At 72.6% G+C, this 21,257-nt stretch carries 18 protein-coding genes; 9 read left to right on the forward strand and 9 right to left on the reverse strand.

Going from position 1 to position 21,257, the window contains the following annotated elements; genetic code table 11:
* Positions 1 to 1,202: trypsin-like serine protease (locus NCC78_RS08485; protein ID WP_250793115.1), on the forward strand; the 1,202-nt coding region annotated here is incomplete at its 5' end.
* Between the two features lie 15 nt (positions 1,203 to 1,217).
* Here NCC78_RS08485 and NCC78_RS08490 read toward each other — a convergent pair.
* Positions 1,218 to 1,871: a nitroreductase family protein gene (locus NCC78_RS08490; protein WP_250793117.1), complete on the reverse strand. Its 654-nt coding sequence runs from the start codon at positions 1,869 to 1,871 to the stop codon at positions 1,218 to 1,220.
* Positions 1,872 to 1,934: 63 nt separating this feature from the next.
* On the opposite strand from NCC78_RS08490, the gene valS reads away from it, so the two are divergent.
* The gene (valS, locus tag NCC78_RS08495) at positions 1,935 to 4,499 is read left to right on the forward strand and encodes a valine--tRNA ligase (protein WP_250793119.1); all 2,565 of its coding nucleotides are present in this window, start codon (positions 1,935 to 1,937) and stop codon (positions 4,497 to 4,499) included.
* Positions 4,500 to 4,598: 99 nt separating this feature from the next.
* Here valS and NCC78_RS08500 read toward each other — a convergent pair whose 3' ends face one another.
* The 5 genes from NCC78_RS08500 to NCC78_RS08520 form a co-directional block, all read right to left on the reverse strand.
* A complete protein-coding gene (locus NCC78_RS08500; protein WP_250793121.1) occupies positions 4,599 to 5,246 on the reverse strand; it encodes a hypothetical protein in 648 nt (215 codons plus the stop codon).
* A 211-nt stretch (positions 5,247 to 5,457) separates the two neighbouring features.
* Positions 5,458 to 6,168, reverse strand: coding sequence for an ABC transporter permease (locus NCC78_RS08505; protein ID WP_250793123.1), 711 nt, complete (start codon positions 6,166 to 6,168; stop codon positions 5,458 to 5,460).
* A gap of 3 nt (positions 6,169 to 6,171) precedes the next feature.
* On the reverse strand, positions 6,172 to 7,131 hold the full coding sequence (locus NCC78_RS08510) for an ABC transporter ATP-binding protein (protein WP_250793125.1): 960 nt from the start codon (positions 7,129 to 7,131) through the stop codon (positions 6,172 to 6,174).
* The gene (locus tag NCC78_RS08515; protein WP_250793127.1) at positions 7,128 to 8,009 is read right to left on the reverse strand and encodes an ABC transporter permease; all 882 of its coding nucleotides are present in this window, start codon (positions 8,007 to 8,009) and stop codon (positions 7,128 to 7,130) included. The genes NCC78_RS08510 and NCC78_RS08515 overlap by 4 nt, the downstream gene beginning before the upstream one ends.
* Positions 8,002 to 8,916 carry an ABC transporter ATP-binding protein gene (locus NCC78_RS08520; protein WP_250793129.1) on the reverse strand — a complete coding sequence of 305 codons (915 nt, stop codon included), beginning with the start codon at positions 8,914 to 8,916 and terminating at the stop codon, positions 8,002 to 8,004. The genes NCC78_RS08515 and NCC78_RS08520 overlap by 8 nt, the downstream gene beginning before the upstream one ends.
* Before the next feature lie 117 nt (positions 8,917 to 9,033).
* Here NCC78_RS08520 and NCC78_RS08525 point away from each other — a divergent pair, with 117 nt between their 5' ends.
* The 4 genes from NCC78_RS08525 (at position 9,034) to galT (ending at position 13,249) form a co-directional block, all read left to right on the forward strand.
* Complete coding sequence (locus tag NCC78_RS08525; RefSeq protein ID WP_250793131.1) at positions 9,034 to 9,585, forward strand: DM13 domain-containing protein; 552 nt, start codon at positions 9,034 to 9,036, stop codon at positions 9,583 to 9,585.
* A gap of 121 nt (positions 9,586 to 9,706) precedes the next feature.
* Complete coding sequence (gene cysC, locus NCC78_RS08530; protein WP_250793133.1) at positions 9,707 to 11,236, forward strand: adenylyl-sulfate kinase; 1,530 nt, start codon at positions 9,707 to 9,709, stop codon at positions 11,234 to 11,236.
* Between the two features lie 115 nt (positions 11,237 to 11,351).
* Positions 11,352 to 12,176 (forward strand): DeoR/GlpR family DNA-binding transcription regulator, encoded by an 825-nt coding sequence (locus tag NCC78_RS08535; RefSeq protein WP_250793135.1) that lies wholly within the window; start codon positions 11,352 to 11,354, stop codon positions 12,174 to 12,176.
* Positions 12,173 to 13,249 (forward strand): galactose-1-phosphate uridylyltransferase, encoded by a 1,077-nt coding sequence (gene galT, locus NCC78_RS08540; RefSeq protein WP_250793136.1) that lies wholly within the window; start codon positions 12,173 to 12,175, stop codon positions 13,247 to 13,249. The genes NCC78_RS08535 and galT overlap by 4 nt, the downstream gene beginning before the upstream one ends.
* A gap of 671 nt (positions 13,250 to 13,920) precedes the next feature.
* On the opposite strand, the gene NCC78_RS08545 is transcribed toward galT, so the two are convergent.
* Positions 13,921 to 15,138, reverse strand: coding sequence for an NADP-dependent isocitrate dehydrogenase (locus NCC78_RS08545; protein ID WP_250793142.1), 1,218 nt, complete (start codon positions 15,136 to 15,138; stop codon positions 13,921 to 13,923).
* A gap of 136 nt (positions 15,139 to 15,274) precedes the next feature.
* On the opposite strand from NCC78_RS08545, the gene NCC78_RS08550 reads away from it, so the two are divergent.
* Complete coding sequence (locus NCC78_RS08550) at positions 15,275 to 16,081, forward strand: MBL fold metallo-hydrolase (RefSeq protein ID WP_250793145.1); 807 nt, start codon at positions 15,275 to 15,277, stop codon at positions 16,079 to 16,081.
* A gap of 67 nt (positions 16,082 to 16,148) precedes the next feature.
* Here NCC78_RS08550 and mdh read toward each other — a convergent pair whose 3' ends face one another.
* Both mdh and NCC78_RS08560 read right to left on the reverse strand, forming a co-directional pair.
* A complete protein-coding gene (gene mdh, locus NCC78_RS08555; protein WP_250793147.1) occupies positions 16,149 to 17,099 on the reverse strand; it encodes a malate dehydrogenase in 951 nt (316 codons plus the stop codon).
* Between the two features lie 159 nt (positions 17,100 to 17,258).
* Positions 17,259 to 18,119, reverse strand: a complete 861-nt coding sequence (locus NCC78_RS08560) for a bifunctional methylenetetrahydrofolate dehydrogenase/methenyltetrahydrofolate cyclohydrolase (protein ID WP_250793149.1) — start codon at positions 18,117 to 18,119, stop codon at positions 17,259 to 17,261.
* Between the two features lie 451 nt (positions 18,120 to 18,570).
* Here NCC78_RS08560 and NCC78_RS08565 point away from each other — a divergent pair, with 451 nt between their 5' ends.
* Positions 18,571 to 20,175, forward strand: coding sequence for a peptide ABC transporter substrate-binding protein (locus tag NCC78_RS08565; RefSeq protein ID WP_250793151.1), 1,605 nt, complete (start codon positions 18,571 to 18,573; stop codon positions 20,173 to 20,175).
* An 82-nt stretch (positions 20,176 to 20,257) separates the two neighbouring features.
* Positions 20,258 to 21,196: an ABC transporter permease gene (locus tag NCC78_RS08570; RefSeq protein WP_250793152.1), complete on the forward strand. Its 939-nt coding sequence runs from the start codon at positions 20,258 to 20,260 to the stop codon at positions 21,194 to 21,196.
* Positions 21,197 to 21,257: the final 61 nt, after the last annotated feature.

Genomic DNA, 21,257 nt, shown 5'->3' on the forward strand with positions numbered 1-21,257 from the left:
TGGCCGAACGGCTCGCCGCGGAGTTCCCCGCCGAGTACGCCGGGATGTGGCTGGACCAGGCCGCCGGCGGCATCCTCACCGTCGCCGCGACGAGCGTCGCACCGCTGACCGCGGCGGTGGCCGGCGTGCCGGACGCGGCGCACGTCCGGGTGGTACCGGCGCGTCACCCGCTGCGCGAGCTGACCGGGGCGGCGGCCCGGATCGCCACCGCCCTCGGTGCCGCCGCCGGCACCGACGTGGTGGTGGACCAGCAGGCCAACGAGGTGGTCGTGCTCACCGGCGACCGGATCGCCGCCGACGACTCCCGGTTGGCCGGGGCCCTCGGCGCCGCCGGGGTGCCGGCCCGCGCCCGGGACCGGATCGCCGACACGGCCGTGCCGAAGTCCTGCGACCCGCGCTACTGCGCCCAGGCGCCGATGCGCGGCGGCATCCGGCTGGACGTGCCGCGCGACGACGGCACCGTGGGCGGCTGCACCTCCGGGTTCAACCTCACCATCTCCGGGCGCACCCCGTACGTGCTGACCGCCGGGCACTGCGTCGTCGGCGGGCGGCACCAGCTGGTGGACCGGACGTGGCACCAGTTCCTCGGCCCGAAGGTGCCGGTGACCGTGGAGGCGTCGATCGCGGGCCTGGCCGAGAACGCCTACCCGTACGACTACGCGATCATGCCGTACCAGCCGGGGGCCCGGGACCGGTGGGCGCCGAAGGGCGCCCCGCCCAGCCTGGTCAACTACTGGTGCGTGCCGGACAACCCCCGCTGCGCCACCAGCGGCAGCCGGGACGTCGTCATCACCGGGTACGTGCCGTGGACCGCCATCCAGACCGGCTGGGTGGTCTGCGCGACCGGCGCGGCGTACACGCCGAAGGCCGGCGAGCAGTACGTCGACTCCGGCGCCGGCGCCGGCTACCTGCCCGGCACCCGCTGCGGGGAGATCACCGGCAAGACCAGCGGCGGCATCGACGTGCGGATCTGCGCCCGGCCGGGCGACAGCGGCGGGCCGCTCTTCACCGAGACCGACGGCCGGGCGCTGGGCATCCTCTCGCACGGCGACCCCGGGCAGGGCCCCTGCACCAACCCGGACGAGCGGAACTCCTACGCCCCGGTCTCCACCATCCTGGACCGGGCCAACGCCCGCACCAACGGGCTGATGCGGATCCGGCTGGCCACCCCGGGAGCGCTGGGCCAACCGGTCCCCCGCTGACCGGGGGCGGGCGGCTCACCACCGGTCGACGTGCAGCACCTCGTCCAGGGGTTGCCGCTTCGCCGGCCGGAAACCCGCACCGGTGTACCAGGCGGTGGGGATCAGCGCCGCCTGGCGCACCTGCTCCGGGAGGCCGAGCAGCTCGGCGACCTCCGCCTCGTACGCCAGGTGCAGGGTGGTCCACGCGGTGCCGAGGCCGCGCGCCCGCGCGGCGAGCATGTAGCTCCACGCCGCCGGCAGCACCGACCCCCAGAGCCCGGCCTGGTTCGCGGCCGGCAGCTGACCGTCGCCGTGAAGCTGGACGCACGGGATGAGCAGCACCGGCACCTGCCCCATCCGGTCGCCGAGCCAGGCCACGCTCTCCTCCACCCGGCGCTGCACCTCGGCCCGGTCCGGGTCGTCGGCGAAGAGCCGCGCCGCCGAGCCCTCGGAGGCGAGGTAGCCGTGCACCGCCCGCTGGTAGATCCGGCCGATCACGTCCCGCTTCGCCGGGTCGGTGACCACGATCCACTGCCAGCCCTGGCGGTTCGACCCGGACGGCGCCTGGAGGGCGATCTCCAGGCACTCCCGGACCAACTCCATCGGCACCGGGCGGGTCAGGTCGAGCCGCTTGCGGACCGAGCGGGTGGTGGTGAGCAGTTCGTCGGGGCTCAGCGGAAGCGTCGACATCCCGTCATGGTGACACGGCGATAAGCCGTGGAGTGGTCGATGCGGGCTGCCTACGATCGACGGATGACTGATACGGCGAGGACGGCCCGCGCCGGCGTCCCCGAGCGTCCGACCCTGGACGGGCTTGAGGAGACCTGGGCGCGCCGCTGGCAGGAGGAGGGCACGTACGCGTTCGACCGCGCCAAGCAGCGCGCCGACGTGTACGCGATCGACACCCCGCCGCCGACCGTATCGGGCGAGCTGCACATGGGACACGTCTTCTCGTACACGCACACCGACCTGGTGGCCCGCTTCCAGCGGATGCGCGGCCGGACGGTCTTCTACCCGATGGGCTGGGACGACAACGGCCTGCCCACCGAGCGCCGCGTGCAGAACGTGTACGGCGTGCGCTGCGACCCGTCGCTGCCGTACGACCCGGCGTGGGTGGCGCCCGCCGCCGGAGTCGGCGAGGCGGCCCGCAAGGACCCGACGCCGATCTCCCGGCGCAACTTCGTCGACCTGTGCGAGCGGCTGACCGCCGCCGACGAGCGGATCTTCGAGGCGCTCTGGCGGCGGCTCGGGCTGTCGGTGGACTGGTCGCTGACGTACACCACGATCGGGCGGGTGGCCCGGGCGACCAGCCAGCGGGCGTTCCTGCGGAACCTGGCCCGCGACGAGGCCTACCAGGCGGAGGCGCCGACGCTCTGGGATGTCGGCTTCGCCACCGCGGTCGCCCAGGCCGAGCTGGAGGACCGGGAGCGGCCCGGGGCGTACCACCGGCTGCGCTTCGCCGGGCCGGGCGGGCGCGAGGTGCTGATCGACACCACCCGGCCGGAGCTGCTGCCGGCCTGCGTGGCGCTGGTCTGCCACCCCGACGACGAGCGGTACGCCGACCTGGTGGGAGCCTCGGTGCGTACCCCGCTCTTCGGGGTGCGGGTGCCGGTGCGCGCGCACCCGCTGGCGGACCCGGCGAAGGGCACGGGCATCGCGATGGTCTGCACGTTCGGTGACCTGACGGACGTGACCTGGTGGCGGGAGCTGCGGCTGGACACCCGGGTGGTGATCGGCCGGGACGGTCGGCTGCTGCCGGACGCGCCGGCCGGGGTGCCGGCGGCGCCCTACGCGGCGCTGGCCGGGCAGAGCGTCAACGGCGCCCGCCGGACCCTGGTGGAGATGCTGGCCGACGCCGGTGACCTGGTGGGCGAGCCGCGCCCGGTCAGCCACCCGGTGAAGTTCTACGAACGCGGCGACCGGCCGCTGGAGATCGTCTCGACCCGGCAGTGGTACCTGCGCAACGGCGGGCGGGACCCGGGGCTGCGCGACGAGTTGCTGGCCCGGGGCGGCGAGCTGCGCTGGGTGCCGGAGCACATGCGGCACCGATACGACCACTGGGTGGGCGGCCTGAACGGCGACTGGCTGGTCAGCCGGCAGCGCTTCTTCGGGGTGCCCGTGCCGGTGTGGTACCGGCTCGACGACGCTGGCGAGCCGGACTGGTCCCACCCTCTCACGCCCGACGAGTCCGCGCTGCCGATCGACCCGTCCAGCGACGCGCCGCCCGGGTTCGAGGAGTCCCAGCGCGGCCGGCCGGGTGGCTTCGTCGGCGATCCGGACGTGCTGGACACCTGGGCCACCTCCTCGCTGACCCCGCAGATCGTCGGGGGTTGGGAGACCGACCCGGACCTCTTCGCCCGGGTCTTCCCGATGGACCTGCGCCCGCAGGGGCAGGAGATCATCCGGACCTGGCTCTTCTCCAGCGTGGTCCGCGCGCATCTCGAACACGGGGTGCTGCCCTGGCGGGACGCGGTGCTCTCCGGCTGGATCCTCGACCCGGACCGGAAGAAGATGTCCAAGTCCAAGGGGAACGTGGTCACCCCGATGGCGCTGCTGGAGCAGCACGGCTCCGACGCGGTGCGGTACTGGGCGGCCAACGGCAAGCCCGGCATGGACCTGGCCTTCGACCCGGCCCAGATCAAGGTGGGCCGGCGGCTCGCCACGAAGCTGCTGAACGCCTCCCGGTTCGCTCTGGGGCTGGGCGCCGCGGACGCGTTGCGCGCCCCGGCGACCGAGCCGCTGGACCGCGCCATGCTCGCGGAACTCTCCACCGTCGTCGAGGTGGCGACGGGCGCCCTGGAGGCGTACGACCACACGGCGGCGTTGCAGGCCGCCGAGAGCTTCTTCTGGCGGTTCTGCGACGACTACATCGAGTTGGTGAAGGAACGCGCCTACGGCTCCGGTGCCGGGGCGGAGTCGGCCCGGGCGGCGCTGGCCACCGCGCTCTCGGTGCAGTTGCGGCTCTTCGCCCCGGTGCTGCCGTACGCGACGGAGGAGGTCTGGTCGTGGTGGCGGTACGGCTCGGTGCACCGCGCCACCTGGCCGACGACCCACGAGGTGGGCCGGAGTATCCAGGGCACCGGCGAGCCGGAGCTGCTGCGGCTGGCCGGTGACGCGCTCAGCCAGGTGCGCCGGGCCAAGTCGGAGCGGAAACTGTCGATGAAGGCGGAGGTGCCACTGGCCGAGGCGCTCGGCCCGGCGGCCCTGCTGGACCAGCTCACCGTGATCGCCGACGACCTCCGCGCCGCCGGCCACATCGCCAAACTCGACCTCCTCCCCGACCGCACCCCCGAACTCGTCATCGCCTGCGCCTTCTGACCGCCGGCAGGTCCGCGCACTTTCCCGGAAAGAGTGGCCTCCCGCGTCGCGAAGGCCACTCTTTCCGGGAAAGTGACCCCCCGGTGCCCCGGGGCGGGGTCACCAGCCGCGGAGGAGGCGGAGGCCGAGGAGGAAGGCGACCACGGCGGGGCCGACCAGGAGGGTGATCGCCTGGAGGCGGTACGGCATCCGGTGCCGGGTCAGCTCGCCCGCGTTGCCGAGCACGATCACCCCGGCCAGCATCAGGAACACGCCCCACAGTCCGGCGGTGCTGACGTCGAGCAGACCGGCGCGGATCAGCTGGAACGTGCCGCCGAGCAGCGCGCCCACCAGGGCCAGCAGGGCGATCGCCCGGTGCAGGCCCCGGGCCAGCGGGTGGGCCGGCCGCCAGAAGTAGGTGCCAGCGACGGCCAGGCAGGGCAGCACGATCAGCACGGGCCAGCCCCGGTTCGTCACGCCGAACATCAGCAGCGCCCCGACGGTGAACACCAACGCGCCGACGCAGGCGACCACGTAGCCGGCGAAGGCCCGCCCGCCGCCGCGGGCCAGCAGCGGACCGCCGCTGGCGGCGATCAACGCGCCGGGGATCAGCACGAACCCCGCCCACCAGTGGAATCGCCCGCTGGCCTGGGCCGCGGTGGTGGTCGCCGCGGCGGCCAGCCCGGCGATCGCCAGGCTGGTCAGCCAGTGCCTGGTCCTCCCCTGGTACGCCTGCCGCGGCAGAACCGGTCCCACGTCCGCGCTCACGCCGAACAGCCTTTCCGATGTGCCCGGACCGGTCCATCCGGCCAGCCCTACCAATGCCACCCCGGCCGTCGTCGACCGGCGCCGCCCCCGCAGGTCACCGCCCGGCGGGCCGCGCCCGGCCGCCGTCCGGCTTCCACCAACCGTCCGGCGACTCCCGGCCGACGCCCGCCGGACGACCGCCCGGCGACCGCCCGGCGGGCGGCCGGCGGTGTCAGCTGGTCTCGCCGGCCACGCTGAACGAGCGCAGGCGGTCGATCGCCAGCACGGTGAAGCCCACGCTGATCAACGCGGTCATCACCGCCGCCACCGGCACCGAGACCCCGGCCTCCAGCAGCTCGGTCGGGGCCAGCCGGTCGGCGAGGGCGATCACGTACTGCTGGATGGAGAGCACCTTGGTGCCGCTGACGACGTTGGCCAGCAGCCCCTCCCAGATGAGAACGTAGACCAGGCCGAGCAGCACCGGTCGCCGGGTGAGCAGGCTGAGCGCCACGAACAGCGCCGAGTACGCCAGCGCCCCGACCGCCGCGGCGGCGGCGAGCGCGAGCCCGAGGCCCACCGAATCGGCCAGCACGCCCGCGACGTAGAGCGGCACGGCGACGGTGACCGCGGTGACGCCGGTGGCCACCGCCAGCTTGGGCAGCACGATCTGCCAGCGCGGCAGCGGCTTGGTCAGGATGTGCACCACGGTGCCGTCGTCAATCTCGGCCCCGAGCACGCCGGTGCCGACGATCAGCGCCACCACCGGCAGCACCACGGCCAGCCCGAGGCCGACCAGCACCGGCGGGCCCCACTCGCCCGGGTCGACGCCGAAGGCGCGGGAGAGCACGGCGAGCAGCACCAGCAGCACCGGCAACGGCAACAGCAGCAGGAACCGGCGACGCCCGAACAGCCCGCGCGCGGTGATCCAGGAAACGGTAGACATGGTTCAGGCCTCCACCAGGTAGGAGAAGACGCTCTCCAGGGACTCGTCCTCGGGCAGCAGCTGCCGGACCCGGATGCCCCGGGCCAGGGCGATCTTCGGCAGCGCCCGGGTGAAGGCGCCGTAGTCGCCGGCCCGAACGGTCAGCCCGGCGCGTCCCAGCTCCACCCCCGTCACCGACTCCTCCGCCATCAGGGCCACGGCCAGCGCCCGGTCGTCGGTGGAGTGGACGGCGAACACGTGCGGCCGGTTGGTCATCAGCCGCCGGATGGTGCGGAAGTCGCCGGAGGCGGCCAGCCGGCCGGCGACCATCACCTGGACGGTGCCCGAGACCTGCTCGACCTCCTCCAGGATGTGCGAGCTGAACAGGATCGTCCGGCCCGCGTCGCCGAGGCGGTGCAGCAGCTCCATCATGTGCAGCCGCTGCCGCGGGTCCATCCCGTTGAACGGCTCGTCGAGCAGCAGCACCTGCGGCTCGTGCACCAGCGCCGCGGCCACCCGGGCGCGCTGCCGCATGCCCTTGGAGTACGTGCCGATCCGGCGGTCCTGGGCGCCCTCCAGCTCCACCAGCGCGATGGCCCGCCGGGCCGCCGCCGTCGGGTCCGGCAGCTGGTGCAGCTTGGCGCTGGCCAGCACGAACTCGTACGCGGTGAGGAAGGTGTGCACCGCCTCCCGCTCGCTGACCAGGCCCAGTCGCCGGTAGACGTCCGGGTTGCGCCAGGTGGGCCGACCGTCCAGGGTGACCGCGCCGCGGGACGGGGCCAGGAAGCCGGCCATCATGTGCAGCAGGGTGGTCTTGCCCGCCCCGTTCGGCCCGAGCAGGCCGGTCACCCCCGGGCCGAGGCTCATGCTGATGTCGTTGACCGCGACGACGTTGCCGTACCAGCGGGACACGCCCGCCAGCTCCAGCGTGCTCGCCGTCCGGCCGGTCGCCGGCGCCGTCCGCTCGGCACTGATCGCGCTCATCGGGTGGCCACCTTCCGGTACCGAACCAGCAGCAGGAGGACGCAGGCGGTCACCAGCACGACGGCGGCGACCGCGTAGACCGGGCCGAACCCGCCGATCTGGAAGCCGTTCTGCCCCGCCTCAACCAGCAGGTCGCCGAGGGCCCAGAGGCCGACGCCCTGCACGAGCGTGGACGGCGAGGCGATCAGGGCCAGCTCGTTGATCGTCTGGGACGGCATGATCGACAGCACCCCCACGACCGGGGTGGTCATCAGGAAGACCGCGACGATCCCGCCGGCGGCGAAGGCCCGCTTGCCGGTCAGCGAGGCGACCAGCAGACCGATCGAGGCGAAGACCACCGCCCAGAGGCCGGCGTAGAGCAGGCCGGGCAGCAGGTCGAGCAGCTCGTTCCACACCCCGCGCATGCCGGCGTCGGTGGTGAACGCGGCGCCGAGGAACATCACCAGCTGCGGCCCACCGAGCAGCAGCCAGAGCGCGGTCACCAGCGCCAGCAGCTTGGCCAGCGGATAGTCCGACCGGGGCAGCGGGCGGGAGAAGTAGAGCGGCAGCACGCCGCTGCGCAGGTCCCGGCTGACCAGCTCGGGGGCGGCGACCGCGACGAAGAAGATGACCAGCCAGCTCATCGAGTCGGCGAACTGGGCGTACGTCATCACCACCTGGCCGATCTGGCTGCGCACGGCGGTGAGGCCGGCGGCCACCACCGTGACGATGCCGACCACCAACCAGGGGAAGATCTTCGCCTTGGCGCTGCGACCCAGCCCGAAGACGGTACGCAGCCCGTGCAGGTACAGCGCCCCGAAGACGTGCCGGCGGCCGAGGCGGGGGCCGGTGTAGCGCTGGTATCCGATGTCGTGGATGACGCCGGTCGGCTCAGGCACGGCTGGGCTCCCTCGTGGCGAATAGCTCGGCCACCCGGTGCCGGCGCTGGTCAAGCCGGTGCAGCGGCAGGTCCAGCGCGGCGACCGCGCCGAGGATCTGGTCGTAGGTGGCGTCGTCGGCGAGCGGGACGAGCAGCAGCCGACCGTCCCGGGTCACCGGCAGGTCGAGCGCGGCGAGCCGGGCGGCCAGCTCCTCGGTCCCCTCGCTGACCTCGACGGCGAGCACGTCGGTGGCGGTGGTCATCGCGTCGATCCGGTCGGCGCGCAGCAGCCGGCCGCCGTCGATGGCGACCAGCGTGTCGCAGATCCGCTCCACCTCGCCGAGCAGGTGCGAGCAGACCAGCACGGAGATGCCGAACTCGGTGCCGATCCGGTGCACCAGCGCCAGCATGGCGTCCCGGCCGGCCGGGTCGAGACCGTTGGTCGGCTCGTCGAGCAGGAGCAGGTCGGGGTCGTGCACCAGGGCCTGGGCGAGCTTCACCCGCTGCTTCATGCCGGTGGAGTAGCCGCCGACGGGGCGGTAGCGCTCCTCGTAGAGCCCGACGTGCCGCAGCGCCTCGGAGGCCCGCTCCCGGGCGACCGTACGCGGCAGGCCGCTGACCCGGCCGAGGTGGGTGACCAGCTCGGCGGCGGAGAGGTCGGGCGGGAGGGCGTCGTGCTCGGGCATGTAGCCGACCCGGGCCCGCACCCCGGCGGAGTCGGTGGTCGGGTCGAGGCCGAGCACCTGGACCCGACCGCTGGTCGGGGCCAGCAGGCCGAGCAGGATCTTGATGAGGGTCGACTTGCCGGCGCCGTTCGCGCCGACCAGGCCGATGATTCCCGGTTCGACCGCGACGGTCAGATCGGCCAGCGCGGTGACTCCACCCCCGTAGGTCTTCGTCAGCGACTCGGTCGCGATGAGTGTCACGCCGCCCAGCGTAGGTAGCCGAGGCCCGTCGGGGTATCCGGCGCGCCCCTGATCCGCCCACTAGGGGGTAAGGCTTTCGTAACGCCGGCGTCCGGCGCGGGACGACAGACTGGGCGCATGCCCCTGCGCCTGCCGCGTTCCCCGCTGACCTGGGGAGTGCTCGCCGTGATCGTCGTCGCCTCCGTGCTCGGCCTCGGGTGGTTCCAACCGTGGAAGCTGGTCACCGACGCGGAGGTCGACGAGGAACTGTCGGTGGTGGCCACGACCCCACCGGCCGCCGGCGCCCCGACCCCGACGGTCGCCCCGGCCGGGCCGACGGTGGTCAGCGGCGGGGACTTCGTCACCCACGAGCACGACACCACCGGAAGCGCCCGGATCGTGCGCGACGCGGACGGCCGGCACCGGCTCGAACTCGTCGGCCTGGACACCTCCAACGGGCCGGACCTGCGGGTCTGGCTGACCGACCAGCCGGTGCGCGCGGGCACGGCCGGCTGGCGGGTCTTCGACGACGGCCGCCGGGTCGAGCTGGGCCGGCTCAAGGGCAACCGCGGCGACCAGGGGTACGACATCCCGGCGGGGGTCGACCTGACCGGCCTGACCAGCGTCTCGATCTGGTGCGAACGGTTCGCCGTCTCGTTCGGGGCGGCGCCGCTGACCCCGACCGGCTGACCCGCCCGCCCGTCCCGGACCCGCCGCTTCCCGTCCCCGCGTACGGCGGGTGGAGTGGCGCTCTCGACCGATCGCCGGCCGGCTGAGAAACTGTGTGCCGGCCAGCGGGTTTGGGGGACAGATGAGCAACGGCTGGGTGCTGCCCGACGAGGTGCTCCGGGACGCGCCGGCGTACACGCCGCGGCCCGGCGAACTGGCCGACCTGGAGCTGCTGCTGACCGGGGCGTACGCCCCGCTGGCCGGCTTCATGACCCGCGCCGACCTGGTCTCGGTGAGCCGCCGGGGGCGGCTCGCCGACGGTTCGTCGTGGCCGGTGGCGGTGACCCTCCAGGTGCCGGCGGCGCTCGCGCAGGGGCTGGACCCCCGCGACCCGGCCCGCCGTGCCCTGGTGCTCACCGACGGGGAGGGCGCGCCGGTCGCGGCGCTGGAGGTCACCGACGCGTGGCCGGTCCGCGACGGGGTGGCCGGCGTCGGGGGCGCGGTCCGCCGGCTCGGCGACGGCGGTCACGGGCCGTTCCAGCGGCTGCGCCGCACCCCCGATGAGGTGCGCGCGCTGCTGCCGCCCGGTCGGGTGCTCGGGGTGGTCGCCGATCGGCCGCTGCACCGACCGCAGCTCGCGCAGATCGCGCACGCGGCCCGGACCCTGGGCGCCCACCTGCTGGTGATGATCCCCGTCGGCGAGGACGGCACCGGCGGGGTGCCACCGGAGGCGCTGGTGCGCAGCGTCTTCGCCGCCCGGGACCGGATGCCGCCGGCCACCCTGGTCGCCGTGCCGCTCTCCCGCCGCCGCGACGAGATCAGCGACGCGTTGCTGCGGGCCCGGGTGTCGGCCGCGTACGGCGTCACCCACCTGCTCTCCACCGGTGAGATGCTCTCCGGCGCCGGGCTGCGGGTGCTGGTCCCCCGCGAGCTGGCCTACGACAACCGCGACGGGCAGTGGCGCTCGCGGGAGGACATCCCGCCGCGCAACCGGCGGCTGGCGCTGGCCCAGGCCGAGATCGACGACCTGCTGGACCGGGGTTTCCCGCTGCCCGAGTGGCACACCCCGCCGGCGGTGGCGAAGGAACTGGCCCGGGCCCGGCCGCCCCGGCGGCACCGGGGCCTGGTGCTCTTCCTCACCGGGCTCTCCGGTTCGGGCAAGTCGACCATCGCCCGGGGGCTGGCCGACGCGCTGCGCGAGCAGGGCGACCGGACAATCACCCTGCTCGACGGGGACGTGGTGCGCCGCGAGCTCTCCGCCGGCCTGGGTTTCGGCAAGGCCGACCGGGATCTCAACGTCCGGCGGATCGGCTGGGTGGCCGCCGAGATCGCCCGGCACCGGGGCGTCGGCATCTGCTGCCCGATCGCCCCGTACGCCCAGGCCCGGGCCACCGCCCGGGAGATGGCCCTGGCCGCCGGGGCGGGCTTCCTGCTGGTCCACGTCGCGACCCCGCTGGAGGTCTGCGAGCAGCGCGACCGCAAGGGCCTCTACGCCCGGGCCCGGGCCGGCCTGCTGACCGGGATGACCGGCATCGACGACCCGTACGAGGAGCCGACCGACGCGGACCTGGTGGTTGACACCAGCGACCTCACCGTCGACGAGGCGGTTCAGTCCGTTCTGCGCCATCTGACCGAGACGGGGTGGGTGGAGCCCCGGCTCCAGTCCATCTGACCCGCCGATCAGGCACCCCGTTCCTTCCGTCGGTCACACCTTCGCGCTAGTGTTCATTCTTGTTGGAACACGTTTGACCGCGTGAGAGTGCGCGGCGGGTGCGGAGGTGTGCGGGGTGCTCGCTCAGCAGCGGCAGGCGGCCATCCTGGACCGGGTCCGCACGACCGGCGGCGTACGGGTCACCGAGCTGGCCGCCGAGTTCGGCGTCTCCGACATGACCATCCGGCGCGACCTGGAATCCCTGCACGAGCGCGGCCTGCTGGCCAAGGTGCACGGCGGCGCCACCGTCGCCGGCCCCGGCTCGACCGACGAACCCGGCTTCCGGGCCAAGTCGGTACGGCAACTGGCGGAGAAGGCGGCCATCGCGAGCCGCGCCGCGGAGCTGGTCCGGCCGGGCGCCGCGATCGCCCTCTCCGCCGGCACCACCACCGCCGAGCTGGCCCGCCGGCTGATCGACGTGCCGGGCCTGACCGTGGTGACCAACTCGCTCCCGGTGGCCGAGATCCTGCACGCCGGCGGCCGGCCGGACCAGACCGTGGTGCTGACCGGCGGCGTGCGTACGCCGTCGGACGCCCTGGTCGGTCCGCTGGCCGTCGGCGCGATCCGGTCGCTGCACCTGGACCTGCTCTTCCTCGGCGTGCACGGCATCACCGAACGGGCCGGGTTCACCACCCCCAACCTGATGGAGGCGGAGACCGACCGCGCCCTGGTGGCCGCCGCCGACCGGCTGGTGGTGCTCGCCGACCACACCAAGTGGGGCACCGTCGGCATCTCCTCCATCGTGGAGCTGGCCGCCGCCCACGTGCTGGTCACCGACGACCGGTTGCCCTCGCAGGCACGGCGGGTGGTGGAGGAGCACGTGGGTGAGCTGGTGATCGTGACGGGGACGGGCGCGGGACGGACCACGACCACGCCGACGAATGAAGGGGTGGCGGAGTGAAGCGCACCGCGATCGAACTGGCCGACGGCCGCGAACTGATCTACTTCGACGAGCGGGACGACGCCGTCCGCGACCAGCCGGACCGGCGGGAGCTGCCCCCGCCCCCGCCCGCCTCGCAGCTGCGTCACGACCCGCTGACCGACGAGTGGGTGGCGGTCGCCGTGCACCGGCAGACCCGCACCTTCCTGCCCCCGGCCGACCAGTGCCCGCTCTGCCCCTCCACCGCCGAACGGCTCAGCGAGATCCCGGCGCCCGACTACGACGTCGCCGTCTTCGAGAACCGGTTCCCGTCGCTGAGCGGGCGGGTGGCCGAGGAGCCGGCGGAGATCACCCCGTTCACCCCGGTCCGGCCCGGGCGGGGGCGGTGCGAGGTGGTCTGCTTCACCGACGACCACAACGCCTCCTTCGCCAGCCTGCCGCCGGGGCGGGTGCGCACCGTGCTGGACGCGCTCGCCGACCGCACCGAGGCACTGAGCGAGCTGCCCGGGGTGGAGCAGGTGTTCTGCTTCGAGAACCGGGGCGTGGAGATCGGCGTGACCCTGCACCACCCGCACGGCCAGGTCTACGCGTACCCCTTCGTGACGCCCCGGACCCGGGCGCTGCTGGCCGCCGCCCGCCGCCACGCCGAGCGCACCGGCGGGCGCAACCTCTACGCCGACGTGCTGGCCGCCGAACGGTCCGCCGGCGACCGGGTGGTCACCGCCAACGAGCACTGGACGGCGTACGTCCCGGCGGCCGCCCGGTGGCCGTTCGAGGTGCACGTGGCCCCGCACCGGCCGGTGCCGGACATCCCGGCGCTCAGCGACGCCGAGCGGGACGCCTTCGGACCGCTCTACCTTGACCTGCTGCGCCGCTTCGACGGGCTGTTCGACCTGCCGATGCCCTACATCGCCGCCTGGCACCAGGCCCCGGTACGCGTCGACCGCGAGCTGGGCCACCTGCACCTGCAGCTGTTCAGCATCCGGCGCGCCAAGGACAAGCTGAAGTACCTGGCCGGTTCCGAATCCGGGATGGGCGTCTTCATCAACGACATCGCACCCGAGCGCGCCGCCGAACTCCTCCGCGCCTCCTGAGGCGGGCCTGAGCGCGGAGCCGCCTCCTGAGGCGGGCCCGAGCACGGAGCCGCCTCTTGCGGAGGGCCCGAGCGCGGAGCCGCCTCCTGCGGCGGGCCCGAGCGCGGAGGCGCCTTTGCAGCCACCCTGCAGGGTGGACGGCGACGACCTGCTGGTCTTCCGGGAGGCGCTGGCCCGTAGCGGTGAGCGGACGCTTCCCGGGCCCGAACAGGGCGCGGGGGGCCCGGGACAGGGCCCCCCGCAGGGAAGGGACGGCTGGCTGCGCGCGACAGCCGGGAAGGCTGGCTGATCGACGCGCTTACCGCGAGGCGACCGCGGTCAACCTTCCTGGACGCGACTGGCATCTCGTCCACCCAGGTCAACGAGGCGCGCCGGACCGGGTGACGCCAATCCGCGTGTCACACCCCGACACGCCGCCCCACCCACCCGCCACCCTCCCGTCGTCAGCAGCCCGACGAGATCTTGGTACGGAACGGCCCCTGAAGGGGCCACTTCGTACCAGGATCTACGGGCTCGTCCATCGGGCGGGCCAGGCGCGGGGGAACGGCGGAGCCCGCCGGCGGGGTGCCGGCGGGCTCCGGATCCGCGATGCGGAAGCCGCGACGCGGAGCGCGGCGCGACCCGGAGGCCGCTACGCGGAGCGCGGCGCGGGCGGGCAGCCGCGACGGGGGTCAGGCGCCGAGCTTGCGGGCCAGGTTCTCGTCGAGGGCGCCCATGAACTCGTCGGTGGTCAGCCACGGGGCGTCGCGCGAGATGAGCAGCGAGAGGTCCTTGGTCATCTGGCCGCCCTCGACGGTGTCGACGATGACCTGCTCCAGGGTGTTGGCGAACTCGGTGACCGCCGGGGTGCCGTCCAGCTTGCCCCGGTGGGCCAGGCCCCGGGTCCAGGCGTAGATCGACGCGATCGGGTTGGTCGAGGTCTTCTCGCCCTTCTGCCACTGCCGGTAGTGCCGGGTGACGGTGCCGTGCGCGGCCTCGGCCTCGACGGTGCGGCCGTCCGGGGAGAGCAGGACCGAGGTCATCAGGCCGAGCGAGCCGAAGCCCTGCGCGACGGTGTCGGACTGCACGTCACCGTCGTAGTTCTTGCAGGCCCAGACGTAGCCGCCCTCCCACTTGAGCGCGGCGGCGACCATGTCGTCGATCAGCCGGTGCTCGTAGGTGATGCCGGCGGCCTCGAACTCGGCCTTGAACTCGTTCTCGAACACCTCGGCGAAGATGTCCTTGAACCGGCCGTCGTACGCCTTGAGGATGGTGTTCTTGGTGGACAGGTAGACCGGGTAGTTGCGGTCCAGGCCGTACCGGAACGAGGCCCGGGCGAAGTCCCGGATCGACTCGTCGAAGTTGTACATCCCCATGGCGATGCCGCCGCCGGGGAAGTTGGCGACCTCCATCTCCATCGGGGCGCCGCCGTCGGCCGGGGTGTAGGTGATGGTCACCGTGCCCGGGCCGGGAACGACGAAGTCGGTGGCCTTGTACTGGTCACCGTGGGCGTGCCGGCCGATGATGATCGGCTTGGTCCAGCCGGGGACCAGCCGCGGCACGTTGGACATGATGATCGGCTCGCGGAAGACGACGCCGCCGAGGATGTTGCGGATGGTGCCGTTCGGCGACCGCCACATCTTCTTCAGGCCGAACTCCTCGACCCGGGCCTCGTCCGGGGTGATGGTCGCGCACTTGACGCCCACGCCGTGCTGCTTGATGGCGTTGGCGGCGTCAATGGTGACCTGGTCGTCGGTCTCGTCGCGGTGCTGGATCGACAGGTCGTAGTAGTGCAGGTCGACGTCGAGGTAGGGCAGGATCAGCTGCTCCCGGATCTGCTTCCAGATGATCCGGGTCATCTCGTCGCCGTCGAGCTCCACGACCGGGTTGTTTACCTTGATCTTCGCCATCGGCCGGCGCTCCTCTCGGGGGACACGTGCTCAAGCAGTACGAGCGTACTGGAAACTGACCGGCAGCCCCCAGCCGGCCTCGGTCGGGCCGGATAACGGGATGCGCGGCGCGGGAGATGACTGGCACCATCGCCGGATGCCGCCCCGCCGCACCCTCGGGTCTATCACGGTCACCGCACTCACCGACGGCGAGGGGCCCTTCTTCCAGCCCCGCGCCGAGGCGTTCCCGGACGCCACGCCGGAGCAGTGGCGCGCGGCCGACCAACGGGATCCCGCCTCGGTCACGCCGGACGGGCGGTGGTGGCTGCCGTTCCGCAGCTTCGCGCTGCGCACCGGGGACGGGCCGGTGACCCTGGTCGACGCCGGCATCGGGCCGGCCGGCTCCCCCGCCGCGAGCTGGGCGCCCGTCCCGGGGCGGCTCCCGGCCGAGCTGGCCGCCGCCGGCATCGACCCCGCCGATGTCCGCACCGTGGTCCTGACGCACCTGCACAGCGACCACATCGGCTGGGCGGTGACCGGCACGCCCGGCCGCCCGTACTTCCCGAACGCGGACTACGTCGTGCAGCGGGCCGAGCTGGCCGCGATGGAGAGCGTCAACCCCGGGCTGCCGGCCGGCCTGGTCGCCCCGTTGCGCGCCGCCGGCCAGCTCCGGGTGGTCGACGGCGACATCACCCTCGCCCCGGGGGTACGCGTGCTGAGCACGCCGGGACACACGGCCGGACACCAGTCGGTGCTGCTGGAGGCGGACGACGAGCGCCTGCTGGTCACCGGCGACCTGCTGGTGCACGCCGTACAACTGGTCGACCCCGACCTCGCCTACGCCCACGAGGAGGACCCGGCGACGGCCCGCGAGTCACGGGTCGCGCTGCTGCGCGCCCTGACCACCCACGGCCCGACGGTCCTGGCCACCCCCCACCTCGGCACCCCCTTCACCACGCTGTAACCACCCCCGGGGACGCGGAAGGGCACGCCGGCGGTGCCGGCGTGCCCTTCCGGGGGTCCTGGTCGGGTCACATGTTGGCGACGTCGGCCTGCTTGGCGCGAACGGCCTCGGCGGCCTCCTTCAGGCTGGCCAGCTCGTCGGCGTCCAGGTCGGTCTCGACGACCCGCTTGACGCCCTCGGCGCCGATCGCGGCCTCGACACCCAGGTAGACGCCGGAGATGCCGTACTCACCGTCGACCCAGGCGCAGACCGGCATGACCTCGCCGGAGTCCTCGGCGACGGCCTTCGCCATCCGGGCGGCGGCGGCGGACGGGGCGTAGTACGCCGAGCCCGTCTTGAGCAGCGCGACCACCTCGGCGCCACCGTTGCGGGTCTTGACGACCAGCTCCTCGATCTGCTCGGCCGGCATCGCCTCGCGCAGCGGCTTGCCGTTCACCGTGCTCTTCGAGGGCACCGGGACCATGGTGTCGCCGTGCGAGCCGAGGGTCAGCGTCTTCACCGACTTCACCGGTACGTTCAGCGCCTCGGCGACGAAGTTGGTGAAGCGCGCGGTGTCGAGCATGCCGGCCTGGCCGAGCACCCGGTTCTTCGGGAACTGGGTGGCGAGCTGGGCCAGCGCGGTCATCTCGTCCAGCGGGTTGGAGACCACGATGACCACGGCGTTCGGGGCGTACTTCGCGACGTTCTCGGAGACCTGGCGGACGATCTTGGCGTTCGTCTCCAGCAGGTCCATCCGGCTCATGCCCGGCTTGCGCGGCAGGCCGGCGGTGATCACCACGACGTCCGAGCCCTCGATGGCCTCGTAGCCCTCGCCGCTCGGGCCCGTGGTCACGCCGACCACCTTGGTCTCGAAGCCCTCGACGGCGCGCGACTGGTTGAGGTCCAGGGCGAGACCCGCGGGCTTGCCCTCCACGATGTCGGTGATCACGACGGTGTCGAAGACGTCGTACTCGGCCAGGCGCTGTGCGGTGGTGGAGCCGTAGAAGCCGGCCCCGACGACAGTGACCTTCTTACCCATGGTCGTCCCACTCCCTGATACCAGTCGGTTTTCCGGACCGTATCAGTCATCCTGGCACCGATCGGGCCAGGGGCGGCGGCCATCGCCGGGATGGGGCGAACGTCACCGCCGCCCGGTTCCGCCTCCGGGCTTCGACGGGTGGGCCGGCGGGCCCGGGGCTCAGTCGCGCTCGGCGCGCTCGACCACGTTGGTCAGCAGCATGGCCCGGGTCATCGGCCCGACACCGCCCGGCATCGGGACCAGCCCGCCGGCCACCTCGGCGACCTCCGGCGCCACGTCGCCGGTGTAGCGGCCCTTGCCGTCCGGACCGACCACCCGGGTGATGCCCACGTCGACCACCACCGCACCCGGGCTGACCATGTCGGCCGTGAGCAGGCCGGGCACGCCGGCGGCCACGATGACGATGTCGGCGGCCCGGGTGTGCGAGGCGAGGTCGAGGGTGCCGGTGTGGCAGAGGGTCACGGTCGCGTTCTCGCTGCGGCGGGTGAGCAGCAGGCCGAGCGGGCGACCGACGGTGTTGCCCCGGCCGACCAGGGCGACCTTGGCGCCGCGCAGCGGCACGTCGTACCGGCGGAGCAGCTCGACGATGCCGCGCGGGGTGCAGGGCAGCGGAGCGTCGTAGCCGAGGACGAGTCGGCCCAGGTTGACCGGGTGCAGGCCGTCAGCGTCCTTGTCCGGGTCGATCAGCTCCAGCACCCGCTGGGTGTCCAGGTGGGCCGGCAGCGGCAGCTGGACGATGTAGCCGTGGCACGCCGGGTCGGCGTTGAGCTCGCCGAGCACGTCGTCGACCTGCTGCTGGGTCGCGTCGGCCGGCAGCTCCCGGCGGATCGAGGCGATCCCCACCTCGGCGCAGTCGCGGTGCTTGCCGTTGACGTACGCCTGGGAGCCGGGGTCGGCGCCGACCAGGACGGTGCCCAGTCCCGGGGTGATGCCGCGTTCCGCCAGTGCCTTGACCCGCGTCCGCAGCTCGTCCTTGATCTCCGCCGCGGTCGCCTTGCCGTCCAGAAGCGTCGCCGTCACGCCCAGATCGTCTCACGGCGGACGCCCGACGATTCGACGACCTGGGTCAGCCGTCGGGCCGCACCCGGCCAGGTCGGCCCTTGGTCACGGTCGGTGACGTGTCGTTAATCACCGGGAGTTACCTATCGGTGCTTCGATGACCGCCGCCACGGCGGGCGCCACGGCGGTCGGAGGGCCAATCCGGACAGCCGGCGCAGGGCCACCCGGCGGTGCACGGACGTCGCGCCGGGGCCTCCGGGACGACCCGCCGAAGCGTTCGCGAGCAGCTGATTCAGGGCGACACCCATTAGCAGAGGCAGCGCACGCCGACAAGGGAGGGCGGCGCACTCCGTTATCGGTTCGCAACGCGCTCATTGCCGAAGCCCGCCCAGCGACCTACCGTTGCCGAGCGTTGCGCAGCGTAACCCAACGCCGGGCCCGACTGCGCAGCGTGAGGAGATGAGGAGGCTAAATGCGTGTTCGTAGGCTCGCTGCCTGGACCGCCCTCCCGCTTGCGGTGACCCTGGGCCTGGTGGCCTGCGGCTCGGGCGGCGACGGCGGATCCGGCGAGAGCAACCCTGACGCGGCCGTGCGGATCGAGATCGCCGAGCCGCAGCACCTGGTGCCGACCAACACCAACGAGACGAGCGGCTCGCAGGTGCTCAGCGCCCTGTTCAGCCCGCTGGTCGACTACGACGAGGCGAACAAGCCGTTCGAGGTGGCCGCCGAGTCGGTGACGTCGTCCGACAACACCGTCTGGACGGTCAAGCTCAAGGACGGTTACACGTTCCACAACGGCGAGAAGGTCACCGCCGACAGCTACATCGACGCCTGGAACTACGGCGCGTACGCCCCGAACGGGCAGAACTCCAGCTACTTCTTCGAGAAGATCGCCGGCTACGAGGACCTGCAGGGCGAGAAGCCCAAGGCCGCGACGCTGAGCGGCCTGAAGAAGGTCGACGACCTGACCTTCACCGTCACGCTGGCCCAGCCGTACAGCGAGTTCAAGACCATGCTCGGCTACACCGCCTTCTACCCGCTGCCGAAGGCCGCGTTCTCCGCGCCCGGCTTGCTGGCCGAGTCCTACGAGCAGGCGCCGGTCGGTCAGGGCCCGTTCAAGATGAAGGGCACCTGGCAGCACGACGCCAAGGTCGAGGTGGAGAAGTACGACGCCTTCCCCGGCGAGAAGCCGAAGGTGGCCGGCGTCGAGTTCCGGATCTACCAGCAGCCGACCGCCGCGTACGCGGACGTGCTGTCGGACAACCTGGACGTCATCAAGACCATCCCGACGGAGAACCTCTCGACGGCCGGCACGGACCTCGGTGACCGGTTCCAGCAGAGCCCGGCCTCGTCGCTGCAGGTGCTGGCGTTCCCGACGTTCCAGAAGGAATTTAGCAAGCCCGAGGTACGCAAGGCGATCTCGATGGCGATCGACCGCGACGAGATCACCAAGTCGATCTTCAAGGACTCGCAGCAGCCGGCCCGCTCGTTCGTCTCGCCGGTCGTCGCCGGCTACCGGGAGAACACCATCGGCGCCACCGGTGAGTTCGACCCGGCCAAGGCGAAGGCCATGTACCAGGCCGCGGGTGGCCCGTCGAAGATCGAGATGTCCTACAACGGCGACGGCGGCCACAAGGACTGGATCGACGCGACCTGCAACCAGCTCAAGGCCAACCTGGGCGTGGAGTGCGTGGGCACCGCCGAGCCCAAGTTCGCGGACCTGCTGACGAAGCTGAAGGCGAAGCAGCCGGTCGGCCTGTTCCGGATGGGCTGGGTCATGGACTACCCGTCCATGGAGAACTACCTCGGCCCGCTGTACAGCAGCACCGGCTCGTCGAACTACTACGGGTACAGCAACCCCGACTTCGACAAGCTGCTCGCCGAGGGCGCCAGCGCGCCGAACGAGGAAGAGGCGATCAAGAAGTACCAGGCGGCGGAGGACCTGCTGGCGCAGGACATGCCGGTGATCCCGCTGCGGTACGGCCAGAACAACTTCGGGCACTCGACCAAGGTCAAGAACGTGGAGATGGATCTCTTCGACCGGGTCGACCTGCTGAAGATCGAGGCCGTCAAGTAACACGGCACGACGGGTCGGGCCATCGGCGGACGGTGGCCCGACCCGCCATCCACTTCGCCCCTTTTCAGAAAGACTTCCAAGTATGTTCCGCTTCGTTCTGCGGCGTCTGCTCCAGATGGTCCTCGCGTTCTTCGGGACCACGCTGATCGTCTACGCGCTGATGTTCGCCGGTCAGGGTGACCCGATCCAGGCGCTCGCCGGCGAGCGCCCCGTCACCGCCGCCCAGCGGGCATACCTGACGGAGAAGTTCCACCTGGACCAGACCGGGGTGGGCGGCTTCTTCTACCGCTACTTCGACTACATCTCCAACCTGCTCCAGGGCGACCTCGGACAGTCCCTCACCGGACGCTCCATCGTTGACATCCTGACCGCCGCCTGGCCGGTCACGGTCAAGCTGGCGCTGATCGCCATGGCCGTCACCATCCTCTTCGGGGTGACCGCGGGCGTACTCGCCGGCATCCGGCGGGCCAGCATCTTCGACAACTCGACGCTGCTGCTGACGCTGCTGGTCCTCGGCATCCCGACGATCGTGCTCGCCCCGCTGGCGCAGTACTTCCTCGGCGTCAGGTGGCAGCTCTTCCCGCCCACCGCCGGCGCCGACCCCGACTTCTACGCGCTGCTGCTGCCCGGCATCGTGCTCGGCTCGCTCTCGCTGGCCACCGCGCTGCGGCTGACCCGGACCTCGGTCGCGGAGAACCTGCGCGCCGACTACGTCCGCACCGCCCGCTCCAAGGGCCTGGTCAAGCGGCGGATCGTCAGCGTGCACGTGCTGCGCAACTCGCTCATCCCGGTGGTCACCTTCCTCGGCGTCGAGCTGGGCAACCTGATGAGCGGCGCGATCATCACCGAGGGCGTGTTCAACATCCCCGGTGTCGGCTTCAACCTCTTCCGCGGCATCCGCACCGAGGACGGCCCCCTGGTGGTCGGCATCGTCAGCGTGCTCGTCGTGGTCTACCTGATCTCCAACCTGGTGGTGGACGTCCTGTACGCCGTACTCGACCCGAGGATCCGCTATGAGTGAGCGCAGCGAACGAATCATCAACGCAGGGTGCTCGTCGTTCATGTCCGCGACGAGCGGAGCG

This window comes from Micromonospora phytophila (genome assembly GCF_023656545.1).
GTDB classification, from domain to species: Bacteria; Actinomycetota; Actinomycetes; order Mycobacteriales; family Micromonosporaceae; genus Micromonospora; species Micromonospora phytophila.